18 protein-coding genes are annotated in these 21,796 nt (G+C 73.8%); 10 read left to right on the top strand and 8 right to left on the bottom strand.

Going from position 1 to position 21,796, the window contains the following annotated elements; genetic code table 11:
- Positions 1-77: 77 nt before the first annotated feature.
- Complete coding sequence (locus ACIRVF_RS18700; RefSeq protein WP_402818461.1) at positions 78-1,331, bottom strand: MFS transporter; 1,254 nt, start codon at positions 1,329-1,331, stop codon at positions 78-80.
- A 200-nt stretch (positions 1,332-1,531) separates the two neighbouring features.
- Here ACIRVF_RS18700 and ACIRVF_RS18695 point away from each other — a divergent pair, with 200 nt between their 5' ends.
- The 7 genes from ACIRVF_RS18695 to ACIRVF_RS18665 all read left to right on the top strand — a co-directional run bounded on the left by ACIRVF_RS18695 (position 1,532) and on the right by ACIRVF_RS18665 (position 8,555).
- A complete protein-coding gene (locus ACIRVF_RS18695; RefSeq protein WP_402818458.1) occupies positions 1,532-1,990 on the top strand; it encodes a MarR family transcriptional regulator in 459 nt (152 codons plus the stop codon).
- A gap of 341 nt (positions 1,991-2,331) precedes the next feature.
- Positions 2,332-3,555 (top strand): sedoheptulose 7-phosphate cyclase, encoded by a 1,224-nt coding sequence (locus ACIRVF_RS18690; protein ID WP_402818455.1) that lies wholly within the window; start codon positions 2,332-2,334, stop codon positions 3,553-3,555.
- Positions 3,552-4,649 (top strand): ROK family protein, encoded by a 1,098-nt coding sequence (locus ACIRVF_RS18685; RefSeq protein WP_402818452.1) that lies wholly within the window; start codon positions 3,552-3,554, stop codon positions 4,647-4,649. The genes ACIRVF_RS18690 and ACIRVF_RS18685 overlap by 4 nt, the downstream gene beginning before the upstream one ends.
- Complete coding sequence (locus ACIRVF_RS18680) at positions 4,646-5,872, top strand: alcohol dehydrogenase catalytic domain-containing protein (RefSeq protein WP_402818449.1); 1,227 nt, start codon at positions 4,646-4,648, stop codon at positions 5,870-5,872. Before ACIRVF_RS18685 ends, ACIRVF_RS18680 begins: the two co-directional genes overlap by 4 nt.
- Positions 5,869-6,651: an SDR family NAD(P)-dependent oxidoreductase gene (locus tag ACIRVF_RS18675; protein ID WP_402818445.1), complete on the top strand. Its 783-nt coding sequence runs from the start codon at positions 5,869-5,871 to the stop codon at positions 6,649-6,651. The genes ACIRVF_RS18680 and ACIRVF_RS18675 overlap by 4 nt, the downstream gene beginning before the upstream one ends.
- A complete protein-coding gene (locus tag ACIRVF_RS18670) occupies positions 6,648-7,457 on the top strand; it encodes a sugar phosphate isomerase/epimerase family protein (RefSeq protein WP_402818442.1) in 810 nt (269 codons plus the stop codon). The genes ACIRVF_RS18675 and ACIRVF_RS18670 overlap by 4 nt, the downstream gene beginning before the upstream one ends.
- A 9-nt stretch (positions 7,458-7,466) precedes the next feature.
- Positions 7,467-8,555: an alcohol dehydrogenase catalytic domain-containing protein gene (locus ACIRVF_RS18665; protein ID WP_402818439.1), complete on the top strand. Its 1,089-nt coding sequence runs from the start codon at positions 7,467-7,469 to the stop codon at positions 8,553-8,555.
- On the opposite strand, the gene ACIRVF_RS18660 is transcribed toward ACIRVF_RS18665, so the two are convergent.
- From ACIRVF_RS18660 to ACIRVF_RS18645, 4 genes are all read right to left on the bottom strand, one after another.
- Positions 8,518-9,183, bottom strand: coding sequence for a DUF4232 domain-containing protein (locus ACIRVF_RS18660; RefSeq protein ID WP_402818437.1), 666 nt, complete (start codon positions 9,181-9,183; stop codon positions 8,518-8,520). The two genes, ACIRVF_RS18665 and ACIRVF_RS18660, sit on opposite strands and share 38 nt — an antisense overlap.
- A gap of 367 nt (positions 9,184-9,550) precedes the next feature.
- Positions 9,551-10,168 carry a DUF4328 domain-containing protein gene (locus tag ACIRVF_RS18655; protein WP_402818434.1) on the bottom strand — a complete coding sequence of 206 codons (618 nt, stop codon included), beginning with the start codon at positions 10,166-10,168 and terminating at the stop codon, positions 9,551-9,553.
- Positions 10,169-10,404: 236 nt separating this feature from the next.
- The gene (locus ACIRVF_RS18650) at positions 10,405-10,662 is read right to left on the bottom strand and encodes a DUF6296 family protein (protein ID WP_402818431.1); all 258 of its coding nucleotides are present in this window, start codon (positions 10,660-10,662) and stop codon (positions 10,405-10,407) included.
- 143 nt (positions 10,663-10,805) lie between these two features.
- Positions 10,806-11,963 carry a hypothetical protein gene (locus tag ACIRVF_RS18645; RefSeq protein WP_402818429.1) on the bottom strand — a complete coding sequence of 386 codons (1,158 nt, stop codon included), beginning with the start codon at positions 11,961-11,963 and terminating at the stop codon, positions 10,806-10,808.
- Between the two features lie 244 nt (positions 11,964-12,207).
- Between ACIRVF_RS18645 and ACIRVF_RS18640 the strand changes: the two genes are divergently transcribed.
- A complete protein-coding gene (locus tag ACIRVF_RS18640) occupies positions 12,208-13,743 on the top strand; it encodes a fatty acyl-CoA synthetase (protein WP_402818427.1) in 1,536 nt (511 codons plus the stop codon).
- On the opposite strand, the gene ACIRVF_RS18635 is transcribed toward ACIRVF_RS18640, so the two are convergent.
- A complete protein-coding gene (locus ACIRVF_RS18635; protein WP_402818425.1) occupies positions 13,733-14,989 on the bottom strand; it encodes a helix-turn-helix domain-containing protein in 1,257 nt (418 codons plus the stop codon). The two genes, ACIRVF_RS18640 and ACIRVF_RS18635, sit on opposite strands and share 11 nt — an antisense overlap.
- Positions 14,990-15,088: 99 nt before the next feature.
- Here ACIRVF_RS18635 and ACIRVF_RS18630 point away from each other — a divergent pair, with 99 nt between their 5' ends.
- Positions 15,089-16,756 (top strand): FAD-binding dehydrogenase, encoded by a 1,668-nt coding sequence (locus ACIRVF_RS18630; RefSeq protein ID WP_402818423.1) that lies wholly within the window; start codon positions 15,089-15,091, stop codon positions 16,754-16,756.
- Positions 16,757-16,772: 16 nt separating this feature from the next.
- On the opposite strand, the gene ACIRVF_RS18625 is transcribed toward ACIRVF_RS18630, so the two are convergent.
- A complete protein-coding gene (locus tag ACIRVF_RS18625; RefSeq protein WP_402818420.1) occupies positions 16,773-17,564 on the bottom strand; it encodes a hypothetical protein in 792 nt (263 codons plus the stop codon).
- Positions 17,565-17,787: 223 nt separating this feature from the next.
- A complete protein-coding gene (locus ACIRVF_RS18620; RefSeq protein WP_402818418.1) occupies positions 17,788-20,568 on the bottom strand; it encodes an SdrD B-like domain-containing protein in 2,781 nt (926 codons plus the stop codon).
- A 469-nt stretch (positions 20,569-21,037) separates the two neighbouring features.
- On the opposite strand from ACIRVF_RS18620, the gene ACIRVF_RS18615 reads away from it, so the two are divergent.
- Positions 21,038-21,742 (top strand): TetR/AcrR family transcriptional regulator, encoded by a 705-nt coding sequence (locus ACIRVF_RS18615; protein ID WP_402818415.1) that lies wholly within the window; start codon positions 21,038-21,040, stop codon positions 21,740-21,742.
- Positions 21,743-21,796 lie beyond the last annotated feature (54 nt).

Below are 21,796 nucleotides of genomic sequence, written 5' to 3'. Positions count from 1 at the left end.
ACCACCCGCCGGGCCCAGGCACCCGGGCACCGCCCACCGGCAGGCCGGGGGCGGCGCGGAACTGGACCGGGAAGGCGTCACGGCTTCCGCGCGAGCGCCGCCTCGGCGGTGCCCGCACCGTCGAGCGCCGTCGCGGCGGCGGGCTCCGCGGCGCCGGGTTCCGGCAGCTCGCGGCGGCCCCGGGCCCACATCGCCACCGAGAGGACCAGGGCGATCGAGACGGCGACGGCGGCGGAAAGGGTGACGGCCCGGACGTCGTAGCCGAGGTCGATGGTCGCCCCGCCGAGCCAGGCGCCGAGCCCGTTGCCCAGGTTGAAGGCGGACACGTTGGCCGACAGCGCGAGGGCGGGCGCGGCGGCGGCCACCGCGAGGATCCGCGCCTGGAGCGCCGGAATGATGGAGAAGCCCGCGGCACCGAACAGGAACAGCGCGATCGCGGCGGGGATCTGGTGGGGTGCGGCGAACCAGAACACCACCAGGGAGACCAGCAGGGCGCTCTGGGCGCGCAGCACTCCGCGCATCACGTTGGCGTCGGCGGCCTTGCCGCCCAGGATGTTGCCCAGGACCGAGCCGATGCCGAAGACGATGAGCAGGATGCCGACCATGGCGGGCGCGAAGTGGCCGATGTCGCGCAGCAGCGGCGCCAGGTAGGTGGAGGTGGTGAAGACGGCACCCTGGGCCAGTACGGTGATCAGCATGGAGAGTTGGAGGCTTCCCTTGCGAAACACCTTCGTCTGTTCGCGCAGCGACAGGCCTCCCTCCCCGCTCTCGTCGCTCTCGGTGGACAGCGCGCCGGGCACGAACCTGACGATGAGCAGCAGGCAGAGTACGGCGAAGGCCGTGACGTAGCCGAAGGTGGCGCGCCAGCCGAAGTGCTGTCCGATGAAGGTGCCGATCGGGGAGCCGAGCACATTGGCGAAGTTGAAGCCGAGGGCGATCTTGGCCATGGCGGTGGCCTGCTTGTCGGGCGGGGACATCAGCGCGGCGACGTGCCAGGCGACGGCCGCGAAGGTGCCGTGGCTGAGCGAGGTGAAGATGCGCGCGCCCATCAGGGTCGGGTAGTTGGGGGCGAGCACGGCGATGACGTTGCCGACGATGAAGACGCCCATCAGGCTGAGCAGCAGCCCCTTGCGGGACCACTTGGTGGTCAGCAGGGTGATGATCGGACCCCCGATGGTCACCCCCAGGGCGTAGCCGGTGACCAGCAGGCCGGCCGTCGGGATGGACACGTCCAGGTCGGCGGACATCTCGGGCAGGATCCCCGCGATGACGACCTCGGCGGTGCCCACGCAGAACACCCCGAGCATCAGGGCCAGAAGGGGCAGTGGCATGGCGACCCGAGCCTTTCGTAGGGAGCCAGGTTAAAGGAAGATGTATGCGATTGCATGTAGATAATGGACGAACGCGCGGGAGTGGTCAACTGCCGCAAAGAGTTACGCTGGGCGACGGTGGCGGACGGACAAGCGGAACGTTCCGAAGGACGACGTTCCGGACGACAGCGTTTCGAAGGACTCAGTGAGGGGCCGCGTCAATGGAGACATGGGGACCGGGGAGCGGGCGGGACGAGATCGCCATCTGGCGACAACTCACCCGGCTGATGGAGCAGGTCAACGCGACCGCGGGCAGGCGACTGACCCGCGGCCACGGCGTCTCCATGAACGAGCTGCTGCTCCTGCTCTCGCTGACCGAGCGGCGGGACGGCACGCTGCGGATGTCGGACCTGGTCAAGGCGCTCGGCGCCAACCAGCCCGCGGTCAGCCGGATGGTCGCCCGCCTGGAGGACGCCGAGTGGGTGGTGCGGCGCAGCGCAGCCGACGACAGGCGCGGCGTGGACGTGCAGGTCACCGAGGCCGGCCGACAGCTCGCCGCGGTGGCGGAGCAGACCCTGCGCAAGGCCCTGGCCGAGGCCCTGGACACCGCCGCGCTGACCGACTCCACCGCCTCGCTGGTCGCCCGGCTGCGGTACGCGCCCGCGGTGCCGATGGACTGAGCACCCGCCCTCCCCCGAAGGCCCCGGCCGCAGGCACCCGCCTGCGGCCGGGGCCGCTTCGCGCGGGCTCGCACCGCGGTCGCGCCCCGCCGTCGAACACCGCCGTCGAGTCCGGTGGACGAACGCCGCCGACGGCCGCCGGGGCCGCCGTCACACCGCCGCAATGCGGCGCCATGGTAGGTAACTCTGCAGAAATATGCATCTGAATACATCTATTGTGACTGCTGTCACCTTGCCATGCATGCAGATGACGCACTAGCGTTCGATGCCGACAGGCGGCCGGTCGACCCGGTCCCGGCCGCCCACTCCCCCGATCGAGTTCCGCTCACGGAGGTTTCGTCATGCCTGGTACCGCACTCCCCCGCCCGGCCGGCCTGAACCCGGTCGCCGATCTCCCCAAGCCGCCCGGGCTGCACTGGAACGTCCGGGCCGACCAGCCCGTCGCCTACAGCGTCAGCATGGTGCGCGGGCTGCTCGACCCCGGCAACCCGACCCTCGCCCGCGCCTGCGGCGGCGGCCAGGGCCTGCCCGTCCGGTGCCTCCTCGCGATCGACTCCGTCGTCGACACCCTCTACCGCGAGCGCTTCACCGAGTACTTCGACCGCTGGCTGGTCGACGCGACCTGGCTGGTCGTCCGGGGCGACGAGGACGCCAAGTCCCTGGAGCAGGCCGTCCACGTGACCGAGGCGATGTCCCGGATGGGCATCCTGCGCCGCACCGAGAAGGTCGTCGCCGTCGGCGGCGGCGTGGTCCTGGACATCGTCGGCTTCGCGGCCGGCATGTACCGCCGCGGCGTGCCGTACGTGCGCGTCCCCACCACGCTGGTCGGCCAGATCGACGCCGGGATCGGCGTGAAGACCGGGGTCAACCACGGCCACCACAAGAACCGCCTGGGCGCCTACTTCGCGCCGGAGACCGCCCTGATCGACCCGCACTTCCTGCGCACCATCGACCCCCGGCACGTCGCCAACGGGATCGCCGAGATCATCAAGATGGCCCTGGTCAAGGACGCCGTCCTGTTCGACCTGCTGGAGGCGACCGTCGGCGCCATCACCCCCGACACCCTGGCCGGCTGCGGCTCCGCCGTCAGCGAGGTGCTGTCCCGGGCGATCTCCGGCATGCTCGACGAACTCGAACCCAACCTCTGGGAACAGGTGTTGGAACGTTCCGTCGACTACGGCCACACCTTCAGCCCGTCCCTGGAACTGCGCGCCGACCCGCCGCTGCTGCACGGCGAGGCCGTCGCCGTCGACATGGCGATCTGCCTCGCCCTCGCCCGCCTGCGCGGGCACCTCTCCGAGCACGACACCGACCGTGCCCTCAGACTGCTCCAGGGCTTCCAACTCCCCATCGCCCACCCGATTTTCACCCAGGAGCTGCTGGAGGAGGCGCTTTCCGACGCCGTCAAGCACCGCGACGGCCTCCAGCGCGTCCCGCTCACCCGGGGCATCGGTGCCGTCGTCTTCGCCAACGACCTCACCCCGGAGGAACTGGGCCGGGCCCTGGAGTTCATCGGCTCCTGGACGACGGGAGCACGCGGCGAACTCGTGGGCGCAGCCGTATGAGCACCGCTACCGGTGCTGACATCACGGTCCTCGACGTCGGCGGAACCCACCTCCGGCGGGCGACCTGGCTGCGCGGGGGGCGGTTACGGGACCGCACCTCACGCCCCTCCCCCAGTTTCAGGCGCTTCCCGGCGGCCACCGTCGCCGAGCTCCAGGAGCTGATGGTCCGGGAGCTGTGCGAGGCGGTACCGCGGACCCCGGCTCCGGTCGTCGGCATCTCCTTCGGCGCCGCCCTCGACCACCGCACCGGCCTCGTCTACGCCTCCGCCCCGCTCTGGGGCGAGCACAGCGAGCCGTACGACCTGCGGGCGGCACTCACCGCCCGGCGGCCCGACGTCCGCTGGCACATCGTCAACGACGTCACCGCCGCACTGCTCCACGCCGCCTCGGCCTCCGAGCGCCGCCACCACCGCAAGGTCCTGCTGGCGACCATCAGCTCGGGCATCGCCTGCCGGGTCATCGACCAGCGGCAGGGCCGGATCCCGGTCGACGACAGCGGGCTCCAGGGCGAGATCGGCCACCTGCCGGTTCACGCCGAACTGGACGGAGCGCCGGTCGAGTTGACCTGCGACTGCGGCAAGCCCGGCCACCTGGCCGCATACGCCTCCGGGCCCGGCATCGCCCGGACGGCGCAGGCCCTCGCCCGGCGGGAGCCGGCCCGCTGGGCGGCCTCCCGACTCGGCCGGCCGGCGGCCGGCGGCACCGGCTTCGAGACGGCGCTGCGCGCGGCGCTGGACGCCTCGGACGACGTCGCCGCCGACCTCCTCGACGCGGTGACCGCCCCCGTCGCGTCCGTGCTGCGCACCGCGCTCTGCCTCGACCCCGAGCTGGACGAGGTGGTGCTCACCGGCGGCGTCGTCCACGGCCTCGGCCGGCACTACCGGCGCGCCCTGCTCGGACACCTCACCCGGCAGGGCCTCTACCTGACCAGCGAGCGCACCCCCGACTGGCTGGACCGGCGGATCACCGTCACCGGCCCCGGGGAGGCCGACAGCCTGGCCGGGGCCGGCATCGCGGCCAGCACCGGGATCGCGGCCGACGCCGGCATCGCGGCCGGGGCGGGGACAGCCGTCGGCCTCGGGGTGCCCGCATGACAGCGACCCCGACCCGCGCCACCACCGCCACCGCCACCGCCGTCACTGCCACCGCCACTGCCACCGCCACCGAGGGCGTGCCCAGCCACCACGCCCTGGTCCGGGAGCCGGGCGGCGTCGTACGGCTGCGCCTGCGCCCCACCCAGCGGCCCGCCCCGGGCGAACTGCTGGTGGCCACCCCGGTCGCCGGGCTGTGCGGCACGGACATCCAGATGCTGCGCGGGCTGCGCGACGACCCGGCGCCGGTCATCGGCCACGAGGGCATCGCCCGGGTGGTCGCCGCCGGCCCGGGCGTCCCCGACGCGCTGCGCCGTCCGGGCACCGCCGTCGTGGTCAACCCCACCCACCGCTCGGACCCGTCCTTCCTGCTCGGCCACAACGTCGACGGCCTGCTCCAGGAGCGCACCCTCGTACCCGCCACGGCCGTCCGGGACGGCCTGGTGCTGCCGCTGGAGCAGCAACCCGATGCCGTGCTCGGCACCCTGATCGAGCCGCTGGCCGCCGTCCGGTACGCCCTCGACCTGCTCGCCACCGCCCGCCCCCGCACCCTGGTGGTCCACGGCGACGGGACGGTCGGGCAGCTCGCCGTCCGGGCCGCCCGGCACCGGTTCGGCGGCGGCGTGCGCGTCCTGCTCGTCCACCACACTCCGGACGGGCTGGCCTGGAGCGCCCAACAGGGCGTTCCAGGAGTCGAGTTGACCCTCGACGGGGTACCTCCGCTCGGCCCGGGACCGGTCGCGGCGCTGCTCGCGACCCCGCGCGACGGCACCCTGAACGCCCTCACCTCCGCCCTCCGACTCGCGGTCGGCGAAGAACAGCTGACCGTCGACCTGTTCGGCGGCCTCCCACCGGGCGCGCGCAGCGCCCTGCTGCCCGGCGTCGACCTGACCGCCGTCCGCGCGGCCAACTGCGCCGGGCACCCCGTCCCGTACGCCTTCACGACGGCGGACACCGCCGACGGCCGACGCGTCCGGCTGACCGGCCACCGCGGCGTGGGCAACCACCATCTCGCCGAGGCCGCACAGGAGTTGTGCCGGCGCCCGGACACCTACCGCGCCCTGGTGACCCATGTGGTCGGAGCGCCGGAGGCGGCCCGGATCATGACCGACCTGTCGGCCGGCCGCGGCCGTACCGTCACCGGGAGGCGGCTCGTCAAACTCGCGGTGCGCTTCGGCCCGGCGCCGCCGGGATCCCGCTCGCCCTCACCCCTGGAGTCCCCATGACCGAATCGAGCCGCCGCCGCGCCCTGGTGGTCGGCGGATCCACCGGCATCGGCCGCGGCATCGCGGACGCCTGGGCCGAGGAGGGCCTCGACGTCACGGTGCTCAGCCGCTCCCGGCCGACCGGGCCCGGCGCCGAACGGCTCCGCTGGGCGGCCACCGACCTCACGGACACCGACCGGGTCGCCGAGAACCTGTCACTGGCCGCCGCCGAACCGCTGCACGCGGTCTGCTACTCGGCGGTCCACTACGGCGACCGGCGGACCCTCTTCCGGGAGTGCACCGAGGCGGAGTGGCGCCGCCAGCTCGACGTCAACCTGCACGGCCTCTGGCTGACGCTCTCCTGGACCGTCCCGGCCCTGCGTCGCCCCGACGCCCCCGGGGTGTTCCTCGGCGTCTCCTCCGAGGTGGTCTACAACGCCGGGCCGGGACGCTCCGGCTACGCGGCCACCAAGGCCGCCGCCTCCGCCCTGCTGGACTCCGTCGCCCAGGAGGAGAGCCCCGAGGTGCCCGGCGCCGAGGCCCTGCGGATCGTCCAGGCCCTGCCGTCCGGCATGGTCGACACCCCCGGGATCCGGCGTCGGCGCCCCGAGGACTTCGACTACACCGCCTACATGCGCCCGGCGAGCTTCGCCCCGCTGGCCCGGGAACTGGCGGCCACCGCCGGAACCGGGCTGCACGGCGCCCACCTGGTGGTCGACGGCGCCGGCGCCTGGTACCCGGTGAGCGAGCGGCTGCCGGTGTCCCAGAGCCGCCGGATCCCCTCGGGCACGGTCTCGTGACCTCCGGCCCGCTGATCGGACTGGCCGGCTGGCGGCTGCCCGGGGACCACCTCGACGCCGTCGAACTGGCGCACCGGGCGGGAGTCGACGGCCTCCAGCTCGACCTCGGCGGCCCCGGCCGCGGGCCCTGGCTCGACGCGGCGGGCACCGTCGAGCGGATCCTGGACGACTGCGCCCGGTACGGCCTGCGTCCGCTCGCCGTCGCGGGCAACACCCTCAACGACCTCGGCCTGCACGCGCCCACCGGCAGCCAGGACGCGCTGCGCGTGCGCCGCGTCCTGGTCCGGGTGCTCGACACCGCGCTGGCCCTCGGCGCGCCGCTGGCCTTCGTTCCGAGCTTCCGCCGCAGCACCATCACCGACCGGCCCGCTCTGCGGCGGACGGCCGACGTCCTGGCCTGGGCGGCGGGCGAGGCGCAGGCCCGCGGGCTGCTGCTGGCCAACGAGAACGACCTCGACCCGCGGCGCGCCCGGCTCCTGGCCGAGCAGGTGGCAGCGGACGCCTTCCGGCTGCTGCTGGACACCTACAACCCGCGGGTGGCCGGCGTCGACGCGGTGGCCCTGATCGAGGAGACCCACCCCTGGCTCGCCCCGCAGGTCCACCTCAAGGACGGCACCGGCGGCGTCGTCAACCGGGACCTCCTCGGTGACGGCGACGGCCCGGTCCGGGAGGCCCTCGCCGCCCTCGCCGCCCACGGGTTCAGGCCCGAGGCGCTGGTCCTGGAGAACGACTACCGCGACGGCGACCCCGCCCGCCTGGCCCTCGACATCGAACGCGCCCGAACCCGTCAGCCCCACGCCCCCTGAGGAGTCGAAGTGCCGAACCTCCCGGCCACCTACGTCACGACCACGCTGCGGGACGGCGTGGTGAGCCTCGGCACCCGCCCCTTCCCGCACGACGCGCTGGGCGCCGACACCGTCCTGATCAGGCCCGACCACCTGGGCATCTGCCGCGCCGACGCCAAGGAGATCCTGGGCTCGCGCGACATCCCCGAGGACCGCGGCCCGCTCTTCGGCCACGAACTCGTCGGCACCGTCGCCTTCGCCGGCGCCCGCACCGGCTTCCGGGAGGGCGAACTCGTCACCCTCAACCCCAACATCACCCCCAGCCGCACCACCGGCTTCGCCGAGTACGTCTTCGTCCACGGCACCGAGGCACAGCTCGACCAGGCCGTGGTGCGGGTCCCCGAAGCGGACATCCGGGACTGCATCTGGATGCCCGAGCCCTTCGCCTGCATCGTCCACGCGCTGCGCAAGCTGCTCGAACTCACCGGCCTGACCGACCTCCGGGGCCGGCGGGTCGCCGTGATCGGCGCCGGCTGCGCCGGGCTCACCTTCGCCCTGTACGCCCGGCACCTGGGCGCGTCGGTCGCCGTCTTCAACCGCGGCGAGGCCCGCCGCGCCTTCGCCCGGCAGCAGGGCCTCCTCACCGAGGACGAGATCCACCCCCTGACGGAGGCGAAGGCCGAGCAGCACCAGGGCCGGTTCGACGTCGTCGTCGTGGCCCCCACCATCGCCGGCGCCGAACTCCTGGAAACCGGAGCGGACCTGGCCGCCGACGGCGCCGTGCTGCTCGTCTACGGCGGCACCCGCAAGGGCGACACCTTCCCGCCCGGCCAGGCCGACGTCGACACCGTCCGCCGCCGCGAACTGATCGAACCGATCGACCACCGGGGCAGGCGGATCTCCCTCGCGGGCGCCTACGGGTGCCACCGGGAGGACTACGAGGAGGGCTTCCGCCTGCGCGCGGCCCACCCGGAGGCCTTCCCGCTGGAGAAACTGACCTCCCGCCGGATCGGGCTGGACGAGTTCCCCCGCCAGGTCATGGACCTCGCGGCGGAACGGGTGGACTTCCCCGGCAAGGTGGTCATCGACCTGGCGCCGGCGCTCCCGCCTCGTCCCTGACCCAGGCGCCGACCCCGAGACGGCCGGTGGTGCCCAGGTCCAGCTCCGGCGTCACCGTCACCGGGGCCGCGCCCGGCATGGCGCGCACCCGCACGTACGGGGCGTTCACCGGATCCCCGGCCCCGGTGGTGTTGCGCCATACCAGCGTGGAACCGGCGCTCTCCCCCGGCTTCAGCACGACCTCCCGCGGCGGGGCGTCCGCGCCGGTGCCACTGGCGATCTCGGCACCGCCGTGCACGACCTGGACCCCGTCGACCGGCTTGCGCTCGGCGTCGAGCACCTGCAGCGCCGGATAGCCGTTCAGGGTCACCTCGGCCGTCCCGCAGTTCCGCAGGTTCAGGCCGGCGGTCCGGAGCCCCATCGCCGCAGCCCCCTCGTCCACGCTCACCAGCACCCCGGACGCCGGGCACGGGCCCTTCGGCCGCGACGCCTCGGCACTCGGCACGCTGCGCACCTTGAGGACCTTCACCCCCGAGGTGGTACCGCCCAGTTCGACCCGCCCCTTCGAGACGGCCCCCGGCGCAAGCCCCTCGACGGTCCTCGTCACGGTGTCCATGGCGCCCCCGCCCGCGTCCGTCCGGCTGAACACCACGGTCACATCGGCCGTCTCGCCCGTCCCGTTGCTCACCTCGTACTCCGCACAGGCCGCGCCCCCCGTCGTGACCCGCACCCCGGCCTGCGTCCCCGCCGACGACGCCGACGCCGCGCCGCACGGCCCCGCACCGCCGCCGACCCCCCGGGCCCCCGCCGTACTCCCCGTCTGCGACCCACAACCCGCCAGCAGAACGACCGCCACCCCTACGGCCAGCAAAGGGCCGGCCTTCTCGAACTGATGCATCCGACCATGCGATCACGAACCATCCCACCCCACCGTGAGCCGGCTCACACCCCCTGCAACAGCTCTGCAACGCCCCGGCCGCCGACGGCCGGGCCTCCACCGACGATGAGCACGGACGTCGGTGCCGGGAATCGCATGCCACTCCTCCGTAAGGGCGTCAGGAGGCCGCGGTCCTCGCGAAGGGCGGGGACTGCATCGCGGCCCGCACCCTGGCGTGCTGACCGGCCGTGACCCGGTGGATCAGCAGGATCGCCAGGACGCCGGCGACGACACCGACCGTCTCCTCGATCGGCGAGTAGGTGTACGGGCGCGGCGCCCCGAGCTCGATGGCGATCGCGCCGCCGACCGTCTTGCCGAGCCAGGCCACCCACCACGCGTTGACCAGCCACACCCCGCCCACGGGCGAACCAGCCCGCCAGATGTCCAGGGTGATCCGGCGCGGGATCCACCACATCACCACGGGGATGAACCACGCGCCGATGGCGAGCCCCGAGGAGAACCGGTGCGTTCCCGGGGCGAACTGCTCCGCGTTGAGGCGGCAGCGGTGGAACCAGCACAGGAACACGGCGATGGTGGCGAGGAACAACAGCGTGGAGACCGGGGAGAACTGCCGGAAGAACGCCGACCTGCTGCCGCCGGCGACCGCGACGGCCAGCTGCGCCACGGTGTACCCGCCGATCATCAGCTGCGCCGCCAGAGCCGGCCGCCGGGGGTCTGCGACCGGGCCACCGTAGACCAGGGCGCGCGGACGCGGCACATTCTGTTCGATTTCCATGTCCGTTGCGGCCCCCACCGGAAATGCCTGCGGTGCTGGTCACGCGCAGAGATCGCCTGAAGAATAGGGATCCGCACCCGAACTGTCCACAGGCGGCCGCGGACGGTTCCGCGGGGTTCGTGACGCCGTCGCCGGAGGAGGAGAAGAGAAGGAGAGGCGGCAGGCGGGGGATGCCCCGGTGGCGGGCGACGGAGACCCGCCCGGACAGGCCCGAGTACGCCCTCGGTGAGCGGCGCTCAGCGCAGCGGCGCGGCGCGATCGGGCAGTGGCACGGCGTGCAGGCACGGGTGCCGCGGGGAGTCGACGGGTGCGGTCAGAACGGTGGCCACCTCGCCGGTGATCTCCACCCTGAAGTTCCCGTCCGTGCTCTCCCAGACGGGCCCGCCCCCGGGCCCGAGGATCTCGGTGGCGTGCACCACGATGACGGCCGGCGGGGCGTGCCCGCCGACCGGCCCGGGCAGCGTCACCGCGTAGCGGCGTTCAAGGCTCTTCATGGCCGGCCTCCTCGTCGGACTCCCGCCCCGCGCCGTCGATTCTCCTCCCCCGGTCGACATATGTATACGAGCGGTGCGGTCACCGGACCGGCCGTTGCGGCCAGGTGTTCGGCGCGGATGGTCCGGTCCGGCCGCCGCTCGGGTCAGGTGTTCCACCGCAGCACGGCGCCGAGCCCGCCGGGCGGGCCGGGTACGGACTCCGGCACCACCAGGGCCTCGGCCCCGACCGCCGCGGCGCTGCGCAGCAGGGCGTCGGCGGCCGGGGCCTGCTGCGGTTCGGACACTCCCATGGCACGCAGCTCGGCCCGCTGGACGCCGATGTGCTCCGGCTCCGGACCGGTCCACACCGGCCGCTCCGGATCGTGGCCGCCCGGCTGGAAGAGCAGCGCCGCGAGCTGGTGCTGCCGGGCCGCGGTCACCACGGCGGGCACGCCCTGGGCCGCGGCGCCGGGTGCGGTCTCGGTGCCGGCGGCATCGGTGGCGTGTTCGCCGGGGCGCCCGACGCCGGTGCGGAAGGCGTCCAGCACGGTGGTCAGGTGCCGCTCCCGGTGCTCCTCCCAGGCCTCGGCGATCCGGCGGTCGAAGCTGTCCCGGGCGATGCCGTCGGCCCGGCCGCCGCCGTCGACCTCGACGGTGTCCGGCTGCATCGGGCGGGGCAGCAGGGCTCGGACGGCCCGCCGCTCGCGGACGTCGCCGGTGAGCACCAGCAGGCGGGCTCCGCTGCCGGGCCAGATCCGGGTCAGCTGGTCGGCGATGACCGCGGCGGTGCGCTCCCAGGCGTCCTCCACGCGGTGCCGGTAGTGCCATTCGTACCGGTCGGCGGGCGGGGCGCGGTGGCCGCGGCCCTGCCACTGCCGGCCCTCGACGGTGCCGATCGGCGCGGAGCGGCCGAGCTCGCGCTGCTCCAGCGCGGCCCCGGTGCGGTCCACGGCCACCACCAGGCAGCGCGGCGCGGCGTCGTCCAGCAGACCGAGCAGTGGGGCGGTGTGCGGCAGCGGCGCCCAGGTGGCGGCGACGTCGGGCGGCGACTCCATCAGCGGCACGTCCAGGGCGACCTCACCGTCGGCGGCGAACAGCGCCCGCCCCGGTGGGGAGGCGGCCGTCGGTTCCCCGGCCAGGTGGTCGCGGACGGCAGCACAGGTGGCGTCGTCCACCCCGAGCCCGGCGAGCCGGTGGACGGCGGCCCGGTCGATCAGGGCCCGGCGCGGGGCGGCGTCCTCGGTGGCGCGGGAGGTGTCCAGGTACAGCGAGGCCCAGGGGCCGGGTCGGTCGAGCAACGGAGTGAGGAACGCGAGGTCCATGGCGGCCTCCCGGAGTCGGTGGCTACGAAGGCGCGCCTACCCGGCTCCGCGCGTCGGACACCCGTGCGTCCGTACGGCCCGGAGTGGGCAGGCTGCCCCTGCAACCGGCCGTGCCCGTCTCCCCACCGCCCGAACGAACCGAACCGACGCCCGCACGGACGCCGAACCGAACCCCGAAGCGAACCCCGGACCAGGCCCGCACCGGACCGATCCCGAACCGACCCCCGAGAGCGAGACCGCGAGCATGATCGACGACCCCCGCGCCGGCACCGTCGACGGGCTGCTGCGCCGCAGCGCCCGTCGCACCCCCGACCGCACCGCGCTCACCTTCGCCGACCGCAGCTGGACCTACCGGCAGCTCGACGAGGCGGTCAGCCGCGCGGCCGGGTACCTGCTCGGGCTGGGCCTGCGCCCCGGCGACCGGGTCGCGGCGTACGGGCGCAACTCCGACGCCTACGCGATCGCCTTCCTCGCCTGCGCCCGGGCCGGCCTGGTGCACGTCCCGGTCAACTACGCCCTCACCGGCGGGGAGTTGAGCCATCTGCTGGCCCACTCCGGCAGCCGGGCCGTGCTCAGTGACCCGGCGCTGGCACCGGAGGTCGAGCGCGTCCGGGCCGGACTGGCCGTCGAGCACGTGCTCCCGCTGCGGGACGAGCGCTCCGGGCTCCTCGCCGCCGCGCTGGCGGGCCCGGTGCCGGACGTGGACGCGGGCGTGCGGGACACCGACCTGGTCCAGCTGCTCTACACCTCCGGCACCACCTCCCGGCCGAAGGGCGCGAAGATGCCCCACCGCGCCCTGGTGCACGCCTACCTGTCGGGCATCCACGCCCTCGACCTGGGCGCGGACGACCGGCCGCTGATCTGCATGCCGCTGTACCACTCGGCCGCCCTGCACGTCTTCCTGCTGCCCTACCTCGCAGTCGGCGCCTCCGTGCTGCTGCTGGAGTCGCCGGACGTCCCCGAGCTGCTCCGGCGGATCGAGGAGGACCGGATCGGCTCGCTGTTCCTGGCCCCGACGGTGTGGGTCCCGCTGGCCGACCACCCCGACCTGGACCGCCGCGACCTGTCCTCGCTGCGCAAGGCCCAGTACGGTGCCTCGGTCATGCCGGTGGCCGTGCTCGACCGGCTGCGCGAGCGCTACCCGCGGGTCGGCTTCTACAACTGCTTCGGCCAGTCGGAGATCGGACCGCTCGCCACCGTACTGCGCCCGGAGGAGCACCGGGAGCGGCCGGCCTCCTGCGGACGCCCGGTGCTGTTCGTGGAGGCCCGGATCGTCGACCGAGACGGCGCCGAGGTGCCGCCCGGTACTCCGGGTGAAATCGTCTACCGCTCACCGCAGTTGTGCCTCGGCTACTGGGACGCCCCGGAGGAGACCGCCGAGGCGTTCCGCGGCGGCTGGTTCCACTCGGGGGACCTGGTCGTCGCCGACGAAGCCGGCTACCTGACCGTGGTCGACCGGATCAAGGACGTCATCAACACCGGCGGGGTGCTGGTGGCCTCCCGGGAGGTCGAGGAGGCCGTCCACAGCCACCCGGCCGTGGCGGAGGTCGCGGTGATCGGCACCCCCGACGACAGGTGGATCGAGGCGGTCACCGCCTTCGTCGTCCTCCGCTCCGACGCCGCCACGCCCGCCCCCACCGCAGCCGAGCTCATCGCCCACGTCCGGAGCCGCCTGGCCCCCTACAAGGTCCCGAAAACCGTCCACTTCGTCCCCGACCTCCCGCGCAACCAGAGCGGCAAGCTGCTCAAGCGCGACCTCCGGGCCCGCCTCACGTCCTAGCGCTCGCGAGCAGGGCGGTCTGGAAGGCGAAGCGGTTCCAGGGGGTGCGGGGGTCGCGGCCGGTGGTGGCGGCGACGCGGCGCAGCCGGTAGCGGACGGTCTGGGCGTGGAGGTGGAGGCGGGCGGCCGCGGCCGGGGCACTGTCGGAGTAGATGACGGCGTCGAGGGTGCGCCGGGTGTCGGCGTCCCGGGCGAGCGGGCCGAGTACGGCTTCGGCGACGCGTCCGGGGTCGGCGTCGGGATGTCCGGTGACCAGGGCGACCACCTCCAGGTCGCCGCGGTCGAGCACCCGGCGCTCGCTCCACACCAGTGGCGAGGCGTGCCGCAGGCCGTGGACGGCGAGCCGGTGGTCGCGGGGCGCGGTGGCGGCGGTGACGCCGGTGAGCAGGGCACCGGTGAGGTCGTGGGCGGCGGCCAGGCCGTGCAGCCGGGTCATGTCGGCCGCCTTGACCAGGGCGACTCCGACGCCGTCCACGGTGGTGTGCAGCGAGGTGGGTTCGCGGCCGGCCGCCTCGCCCGCGGCCCGGGCGTCCAGGGCCGCGGTGACCAGCGCGGCCGCCCGCTCCGCCTCGTCGGGACCGGCGGCCGCCGGTCCCGCCGGGCTCGCGGGCCCCGCCGGGGAGACCACCACCAGGTCGAAGGAGGACGGCAGTTCCGCGTCGAGCTCGCGCAGCCGGGCGCGGAGGGTGCCGGCGTGGCTCTGCCGGCCGAGCAGCAGGTCGGTGAGGAGGCTACGCAGGGAGCGTTCGCGGTCCTCGCTGAGGATGCGCCCGGTGGACTCGTAGCCGTCGAAGATCGCCTCTGAGGACTGGTCGAGCACCGTGAGCCACACCCGGGCGAGCGCGCTGAGGTCGCGCACCGAGACGGCGTCGGCGAAGCGTTCCCCGATCCGGTCGAAGAAGGCCAGTGCGGCGACCCGGTAGGCGCGCAGCACGGCGGCCAGCGGACGGGCGTCGCGCGCCCTGACCGCGCCGACACCCCGGAACATCCGGATGTCCTCGGGCTCCAACGAGCCGTCCACGGCCCAGAGTTCGAGCACCCGGTGGAGCGTCCAGACGATGATGGAGCGGACCTCGGCCAGCTGGCCGGCGTCAAGGTTGGCGTAGGCGGGGATCTCCCGGGCGATGGCGGCCATGAAGGAGTCGACCATCCCGCTCTCGTCCGCCAGGATGCGCGCCACGGCGCCGTGCCGGTCGGCCGTCGAGGAGGCCGTCCCTTGTGCCGGTGGCACAGTCTTCTTCGTCACCACCTGACAAGCCTAGTGCCGGTCCGCCCGGCCTGCCCCGACCATGGGAGCGCACAGCCGTCGCGACCGGGCGACGGTGGTTCCCCGAGGGAGAGCTGAATGCCGTTCCAGCCTGAGGTGATCGTGGTCGGGGCCGGTGTGGCCGGACTGGTGGCCACGCACGAGCTGGCGAAGGCCGGCCGGCGGGTGCTGGTCGTCGAGCAGGAGAACCGGCGGAACCTGGGCGGCCAGGCGTTCTGGTCGCTGGGCGGCCTGTTCTTCGTCGACAGCCCGGAGCAGCGCCGGGCCGGGATCAAGGACTCGCTGGAGCTGGCCCGGCAGGACTGGTTCGGTTCGGCGGGCTTCGACCGGCCGGACGACGAGGACCTCTGGGGGCGGCGCTGGGCGGACGCGTACCTGGCGTGGGCGGCCGGCGGCAAGCGCCGCTACCTGCGCGAGCTCGGGCACCGGGTGGTGCCCCTGGTGGGGTGGGCGGAGCGGGGCGCCGGTTCGGCCACCGGGCACGGCAACTCGGTGCCGCGCTTCCACATCACCTGGGGCACCGGGCCCGGGGTGGTGGAGGCGTTCCTCCGTCCGGTGCTGCGGGCGGAGCGGGCCGGGCTGGTGCGGTTCGCGTTCCGGCACCAGGTGGACGAGCTGCTGGCCGAGGACGGCGCGGTGGTCGGCGTCCGGGGTTCGGTGCTGGCGCCGGACGACTCCGAACGCGGCGTCAAGTCCTCCCGTGAGGTGGCCGGTTCGTTCGAGGAGCGGGCGGCGGCGGTGGTGGTGACCTCCGGCGGCATCGGGCACAACCACGCGCTGATGCGGGCCAACTGGCCGGTGGACCGGGTCGGTCCGGCCCCCGAGCACCTGATCTCGGGCGTGCCCGCCCATGTCGACGGCCGGATGCTGGCGATCACCGAGCGGGCCGGTGGCCGGGTGGTCAACCGTGACCGGATGTGGGCGTACACCGAGGGCGTCCACAACTGGGACCCGGTCTGGCCGGACCACGCCATCCGGATCCTGCCCGGCCCGTCCTCCATGTGGTTCGACGCCGAGGGGCGCCGGCTGACCGGGATGTCCGGCGTGCCCGGCGCCGACTCGATCGGGGCGATGAAGCAGATCCTGGCCACCGGACACGACTACTCGTGGTTCGTCCTGACCCAGTCGATCATCGAGAAGGAGTTCGCGCTCTCCGGTTCGGAGCAGAACCCCGATCTGACCGGCCGGGACCTCAGGTTCGCCGTGCGGAGCCGACTGGCCAAGGGCGCACCGGGGCCGGTGGAGCGGTTCAAGCGGCACGGCGAGGACTTCGTCGTCGCCCACACCCTGCCGGAGCTGGTCGCCGCGATGAACGGGATCGCCCGCGGCCCGAAGCTCGACGCCGCCGACATCGAGCGGCAGATCGTCGCCCGGGACCGCGAACTGGCCAACCCGTTCAGCAAGGACGCCCAGGTGATGGCGATCCACAACGCCCGCCGGTCGCTGACCGACCGGATCGCCCGGGTCGCCAGGCCGCACCGGATCCTCGACCCGGCGCACGGTCCGCTGATCGGCGTGCGCCTCAACATCCTGTCGCGCAAGACCCTCGGCGGGCTCCAGACCGACCTGGACTCCCGGGTGATCGGCGGTGACGGCGCCCCGGTGCCGGGCCTCTACGCGGCCGGGGAGGTGGCCGGTTTCGGCGGCGGGGGCGTGCACGGGTACAACGCGCTGGAGGGCACCTTCCTGGGCGGCTGCATCTTCTCGGGGCGGGCGGCCGGTCTGGCGATCGCCCGCGGCCGTTGAGGCGGGGCGACCGGAGTCAGCCGGTCAGCCAGGGCGCCTCGGGGAGCTTGGCGTCGGCGACGCGGCCGGAGAAGTCGACGGTGGTCGGCGTGCCCAGGCCCGCGATCCGCATGGTGACCCGGCGCAGGTCGGCGTCGCCGTCCACCCAGTACGTCAGCGGCGAGGTCCTGCCGTCCGGTGCGGCACCCTGGGCGCGCGGACCGGCGAAGCGGTCGTAGCCGCGGCCGCCGATCCGGTCCCGGCCGAGCCAGCGGGCGCCGGACTGGGCGAGCAGCAGCGGGTTGTCGGGGCGGTCGGCGCCGACCTGGGTGAGCAGTTGGAGGCCGGCGTCCAGCGGGTCGGCGGTGTACGTGCGCGGCGACCAGCCGGCGCGCGGGATGTGTTCGGCCTGCTGCCAGGCCGGCCCCTGGCCGTCCGCCGGTTCCGGGGCCAGGCCGAGGCCGTCGGTGTCCCAGACCACCAGGCCGTGGTCGAGCGGGCCGCTCGCGCCGGTGCTCCGGTAGCGGCCCACGCCGCGGTGGGTGCGGTAGTCCACGACGCCCTCGACCACGATCCGCACTCCGCCGCCCTCGTCGGCGGTGAGCACCACGCCGACCGGGCTGGCCTGGTAGAGGTTCAGCCGGGACAGTGCCAGCCGGCCCGCCTCCTCGGTGGTGACCGGCCGCTCGGTGGCGTCGTCGGAGACGTTCTCGTACGCGACGACGCCGCCCGCCACGGCGGCGCACACCGCGGCCGCGATCAGCGCCGTCAACCAGCGGGTCCGCCTGCTCCGGGGCGGGCGGGCTCCGGCCTTCGTCGTGCGGGCCATGCGGGGCATGCGGTCGTGGTCTCCGATCCTTCGTCCGGGTCGTCCAGGTCGTTCAGGCCGTTCAGGCCGCTGAGGTCATTCGGGTCGTACAGGCCGCTCAAATCGTTCAAGTCGCCCGGGACGCAAGGGTCTTCGGGCCCGGCAGCGGAGTCGGGCGGGTTCGCGGTCCGTTGCGGTCCGCGAACCCGCCCGATCCGGATGTCACCCCGACGGAGCGGGACGACTACCGGTGCTGTGCCGCCCGTCGCCGGCGCACCAGCACGAACAGTGCCGCGCCGAGGGCGATCAGCGCCGCGGCGCCGGTCGCGATCAGCGGCAGCCCGCTGCTCGCACCGGTGTGCGGCAGTTCGCCGCCGGGAGCGGGCGCCGGTGGGGCCGGCGTGCTCGGCGGTGTCGTGGCCGGTGTCGTCGGCGACGGGGTGGCCGTCGGCGAGGCGGTCGGCGTCGGCGTGGGGATCAGCTTGTTGACGGCCGTGACGCCGACCCCGTCCTCCAGGTTGTCGGCGGTGAGCACCAGCGGTCCGAAGACCGTGGTGTCCGGCGCCGAGTAGCCGTCGGGAGGGCTCAACTCCTGCCAGTAGTACGTGCCGGGCACGCCGCTGCCCTGGCAGATGCCGTCGTTGCCGGTCGTGCAGGGCTCACCGACCGGCGTGTCCGGCTTGCTCCCCGTGGCCTGCAGACCGTCGGTGCCGTTGGTCTCGTGCCACAGCTGGAACTTGGCACCGGCCAGCGGCTTGCCGTCCTGGTCGTGCTTGACCAGCTTCAGCGCACCCTCCTGCTGGCGGTAGCCGAAGTCGAAGGTGTGGTCGTTCTCGCCCGGTCCACCGGTGGTCAGCGACCGTTCGGGGAACTTCGTGCCGGCCGGGACAATGCCCTTGGAGTCGATGAAGTGGTTGTCGCCGACGTCGTGGTCCGTGGGCACCCAGTGGTACAGCGGGCCGCCCTTGGCGTAGTCGGCGGGGTTGTCGATGCGGATGGTGTACTTGGTGTGCGGCTTGAGGCCTCCGGTGACGTTGCTGTCGTCGAAGTAGTACTCGCCGCGCGCCGTGGTCCTGGTGGTGCCGACCACCTTGCCCGACTCGTCGTAGAGGTTGACGGTGGCATCCTTCACCGGGAGCTGGGCCGGGTTCTGGATGCCCTTGCGCTCGGGGTCGTACCAGACCCGGTTGCCGATCTGCAGCGGCGCCTGGTCGCAGAGCACTTCGAGGTCACCCATCGCGGCGCCCTTGCCGAACGGCGAGCCGGTGTTCGCCGGGGTCAGCCGCAGGCCGAACTTCGGGTCGTGCGCGCCGTCCTTGCGCTCCATGAACGACGTGCCGTAGCCGACCGCGGTGTGGTCCGGGTCGAAGGCGGAGGCCCCGATGGTGCTCTCGACCTTGGAGAGCGCGATGCCGGCGAACACCGTGTTGTGGTGTCCGACCTCGTCCCAGCCGGTGGAGAAGAACCGGGCGCCGCGGACGGTCTTGCCGCAGCCGAGGTTGACGTCCATCACGTAGGTGCCGTTCGACGGGCAGGCCTTGTTCAGGTCGCCGCCGGACATCACCGTGGCCGAATTGGGCGCCGGGGCACCCGGTCCGCGGTCCGCGAAGCGGTCCTTGAAGGCCAGCAGCATCGAGCCGTCGGTCTCGAAGAGGATCTCGCCGAGCTCCGGTTCGGGGAACGCGATGGTGGTGTTGCCGCACGGCCGGCCGTTCTGCGAGCCCGGGAAGGTGCTGGTCCAGGGGAACCAGCCCGCCCCGTCGCAGGGGCCGCTGCCGACGGTGGACTGCCGCGGGTAGTCCATCGGCTGGTCCAGCACCGGCTTGCCGAACGCCCCGGTGCCGAGGTCGAACGGCAGCACCAGCGCGCGCACGTCGGTGAGCTTGCCGGTGGACTCGCCGGAGCAGACCCCGCCGAGGAAGCCGGAGCCGTCCTGGATGCCGAGGCCGTACGGCCGCCAGTCCGCAGCCGACGGGCAGCCCGGGTCCGGGATCGGGTAGGAGGCCTTGGGCGCGGAGGCGGTCGGCTTGGTGGCGTCGTAGCGGTAGAGCTTGCGGTCGTTCAGGTTGACGACGAACAGGTCCTTGCCGTCGTCGGTGACCTTGATGCCGCCCAGGCTCTCCTTTCCGGGCACGTCGAGGAAGGCGTCGTCCGTCCCCGGCCCGTGCGCGGTGCTGCCCGCGTTCGGGACGGTGGTGAAGACGGTCGTCCGCTTCTTCGCCGGGTCGCTCAGGTCGGTGACGTAGATCCCGCCGGAGCCGGCGGGGCCGTAGTCGGTGGTGCGCTTGGCCGTCGCCGCGGAGAACAGCCGCTTGTCCGCCTTGTTCCAGGCGAGGCCGAAGATCGTGCCGGTCTCGGCGTCGGTGGCGATGTCGGTCGCCGCGTTGCCGGGGCCCTCCTGGCCGCGCTTGTCGTACGGGAAGGTGACCAGCGTGCGCTGGTTCCCGCCCTGGTAGGTGGGCGTCTGGCAGGCCGTCGCCAGCGGCGCGTTCTTCTGGCAGTAGTCCGCCGGGTTCCACAGCCCGGTGGTGTAGGAGACGTTCTTCCCGCCACCGAGGTCGACGAACTCCTCGTTGGAGCTGAGCTGGTTGGGCGCGCCGTCCAGCCCCTGGCGGGAGGCGAAGGCCGGGAACAGCACGCCCGGCTTCGGGTTCACCACCTGCACCCGGTACTTGCCGCCGCTCGCCCTGCTCGTCGCGGGCGACAGCGTCACCGTGCCGTCCGCCGCCGTGGTCCCGTCGATCGAGACGCCGGCGTCATCGGTGAGCGTCACCTTGACGCCCGCCATGCCCGGTTCCAGTGCCGGCGTGTACGTGCCGGTGTTGTCCACGGCCCGGATCACCTTGACGGTGACCGTCCCGTCGCCGGTCTGCGAGACCGCCGCCGGAACGGCCGCCAGCGAACTGCTGCCGACCGCGATGGCGAGCGCCGCGACACGGGCGACCGCGCGGCGGCCGGGCAGGCCCGGCCGTGCCCGGGACGGCCCGCGCGCGGCGCCGTTCATCAGTTCATTCGTTGTCTTCATCCCTGCTCTCATCGTCCGAATGGCCCCATGGCCCGACTATCCGAAGAAGTCCTCAGCGTGGCCCGAAACCGCCATGATTAACGTGAGCTTAAAGGGAATTCACCCAACCGGGTGGAGGAACATGGAACTTTGATGTTCCGTCAGACGTTCCCATGACGCCGGCCTTTCGCGGCGGCTCACGGCCTGGCCGGTCCCACCAGCGCGGATCCGGCCCGAGGCGTCCTCGCGGCACGGAACAAGCGCCATGTCGACAAGGACACCCGACCGCGGAGAGTGACCAACCCTTCGAACACCACTACGAAGACCCCTGAATTCCGACACGGCTTGCACAGAACCGTCCACGATCCGTTCCGCCCCGCCGGCCCCGGGCGCGGCCTTGTCCGGGGACGGACGTCGGACCGGCCGCTCCCCGAGAATCCGCCGACCGACACCTGTCGCCGGTCAACGGCGTTGACATAGCCTGCCGGGCATGAGCGAACGCGTAGTCCCCGAACCCCGGCGCCGCCGCCGCAGGCCCACCAAGCAGGGTGTGGTGCTCTCCCAGGAGCTGATCGTCGAGACCGCGCTGCGGCTGATCGAACAGCACGGCGCCGACGCCCTCACCGTCCGGCGGCTCGGCGCCGCGCTCGGGGCCGACCCGAGCGCCGTCTACCGCTACTTCCACAGCACGGACGACCTGCTGCTGGCCATCGCCGACGAGCTCATCGGCCTCGCCCAGGCCGACTGGCGGGCCACCGGGGACTGGCGCGCCGACCTGCGCGCCATCGGCCTGCGGATCCACTCCGCCTACCTGGCCCACCCCCAGGCCGCCCTGCTCGCGGCCCACCGCACCACCGGCCGGACCCACGAGACGGCCGCCGTCGAGGCGATCCTGTCCGTGCTGCGCACGGCCGGTTTCCCGGACCGGGAGGCGGTCCGGATCTACCACGCCTTCGTCGACCAGAGCCTCGGCTTCGCGGCCCTCGACGCCGCCGCCCTCGCCCTCCCGGCCGCCGCGGCCACCGCCGACCTCCAGGTCTGGCAGGCCTCCTACGCCCGGCTCGACGCCACCACCCACCCCCATATCGCCGCCACCGCGCACCTGCTCACCACCGACATGCGGCGCAGCGGGTACCCGTACGCGCTCGACCTGCTGATCGACGCGGCCGGGGCCCGGCTCGCCGCACTGCGCTGAGCACTGACGCCGACGCGGGCGCGGCCGGGGCCCGGCTCGCGGCACCGCGCCGAA

The sequence above is a fragment of the Kitasatospora sp. NPDC101157 genome (assembly GCF_044768255.1).
Lineage (GTDB): Bacteria > Actinomycetota > Actinomycetes > Streptomycetales > Streptomycetaceae > Kitasatospora.
This window is presented reverse-complemented; position numbering and strand designations above follow the sequence as displayed.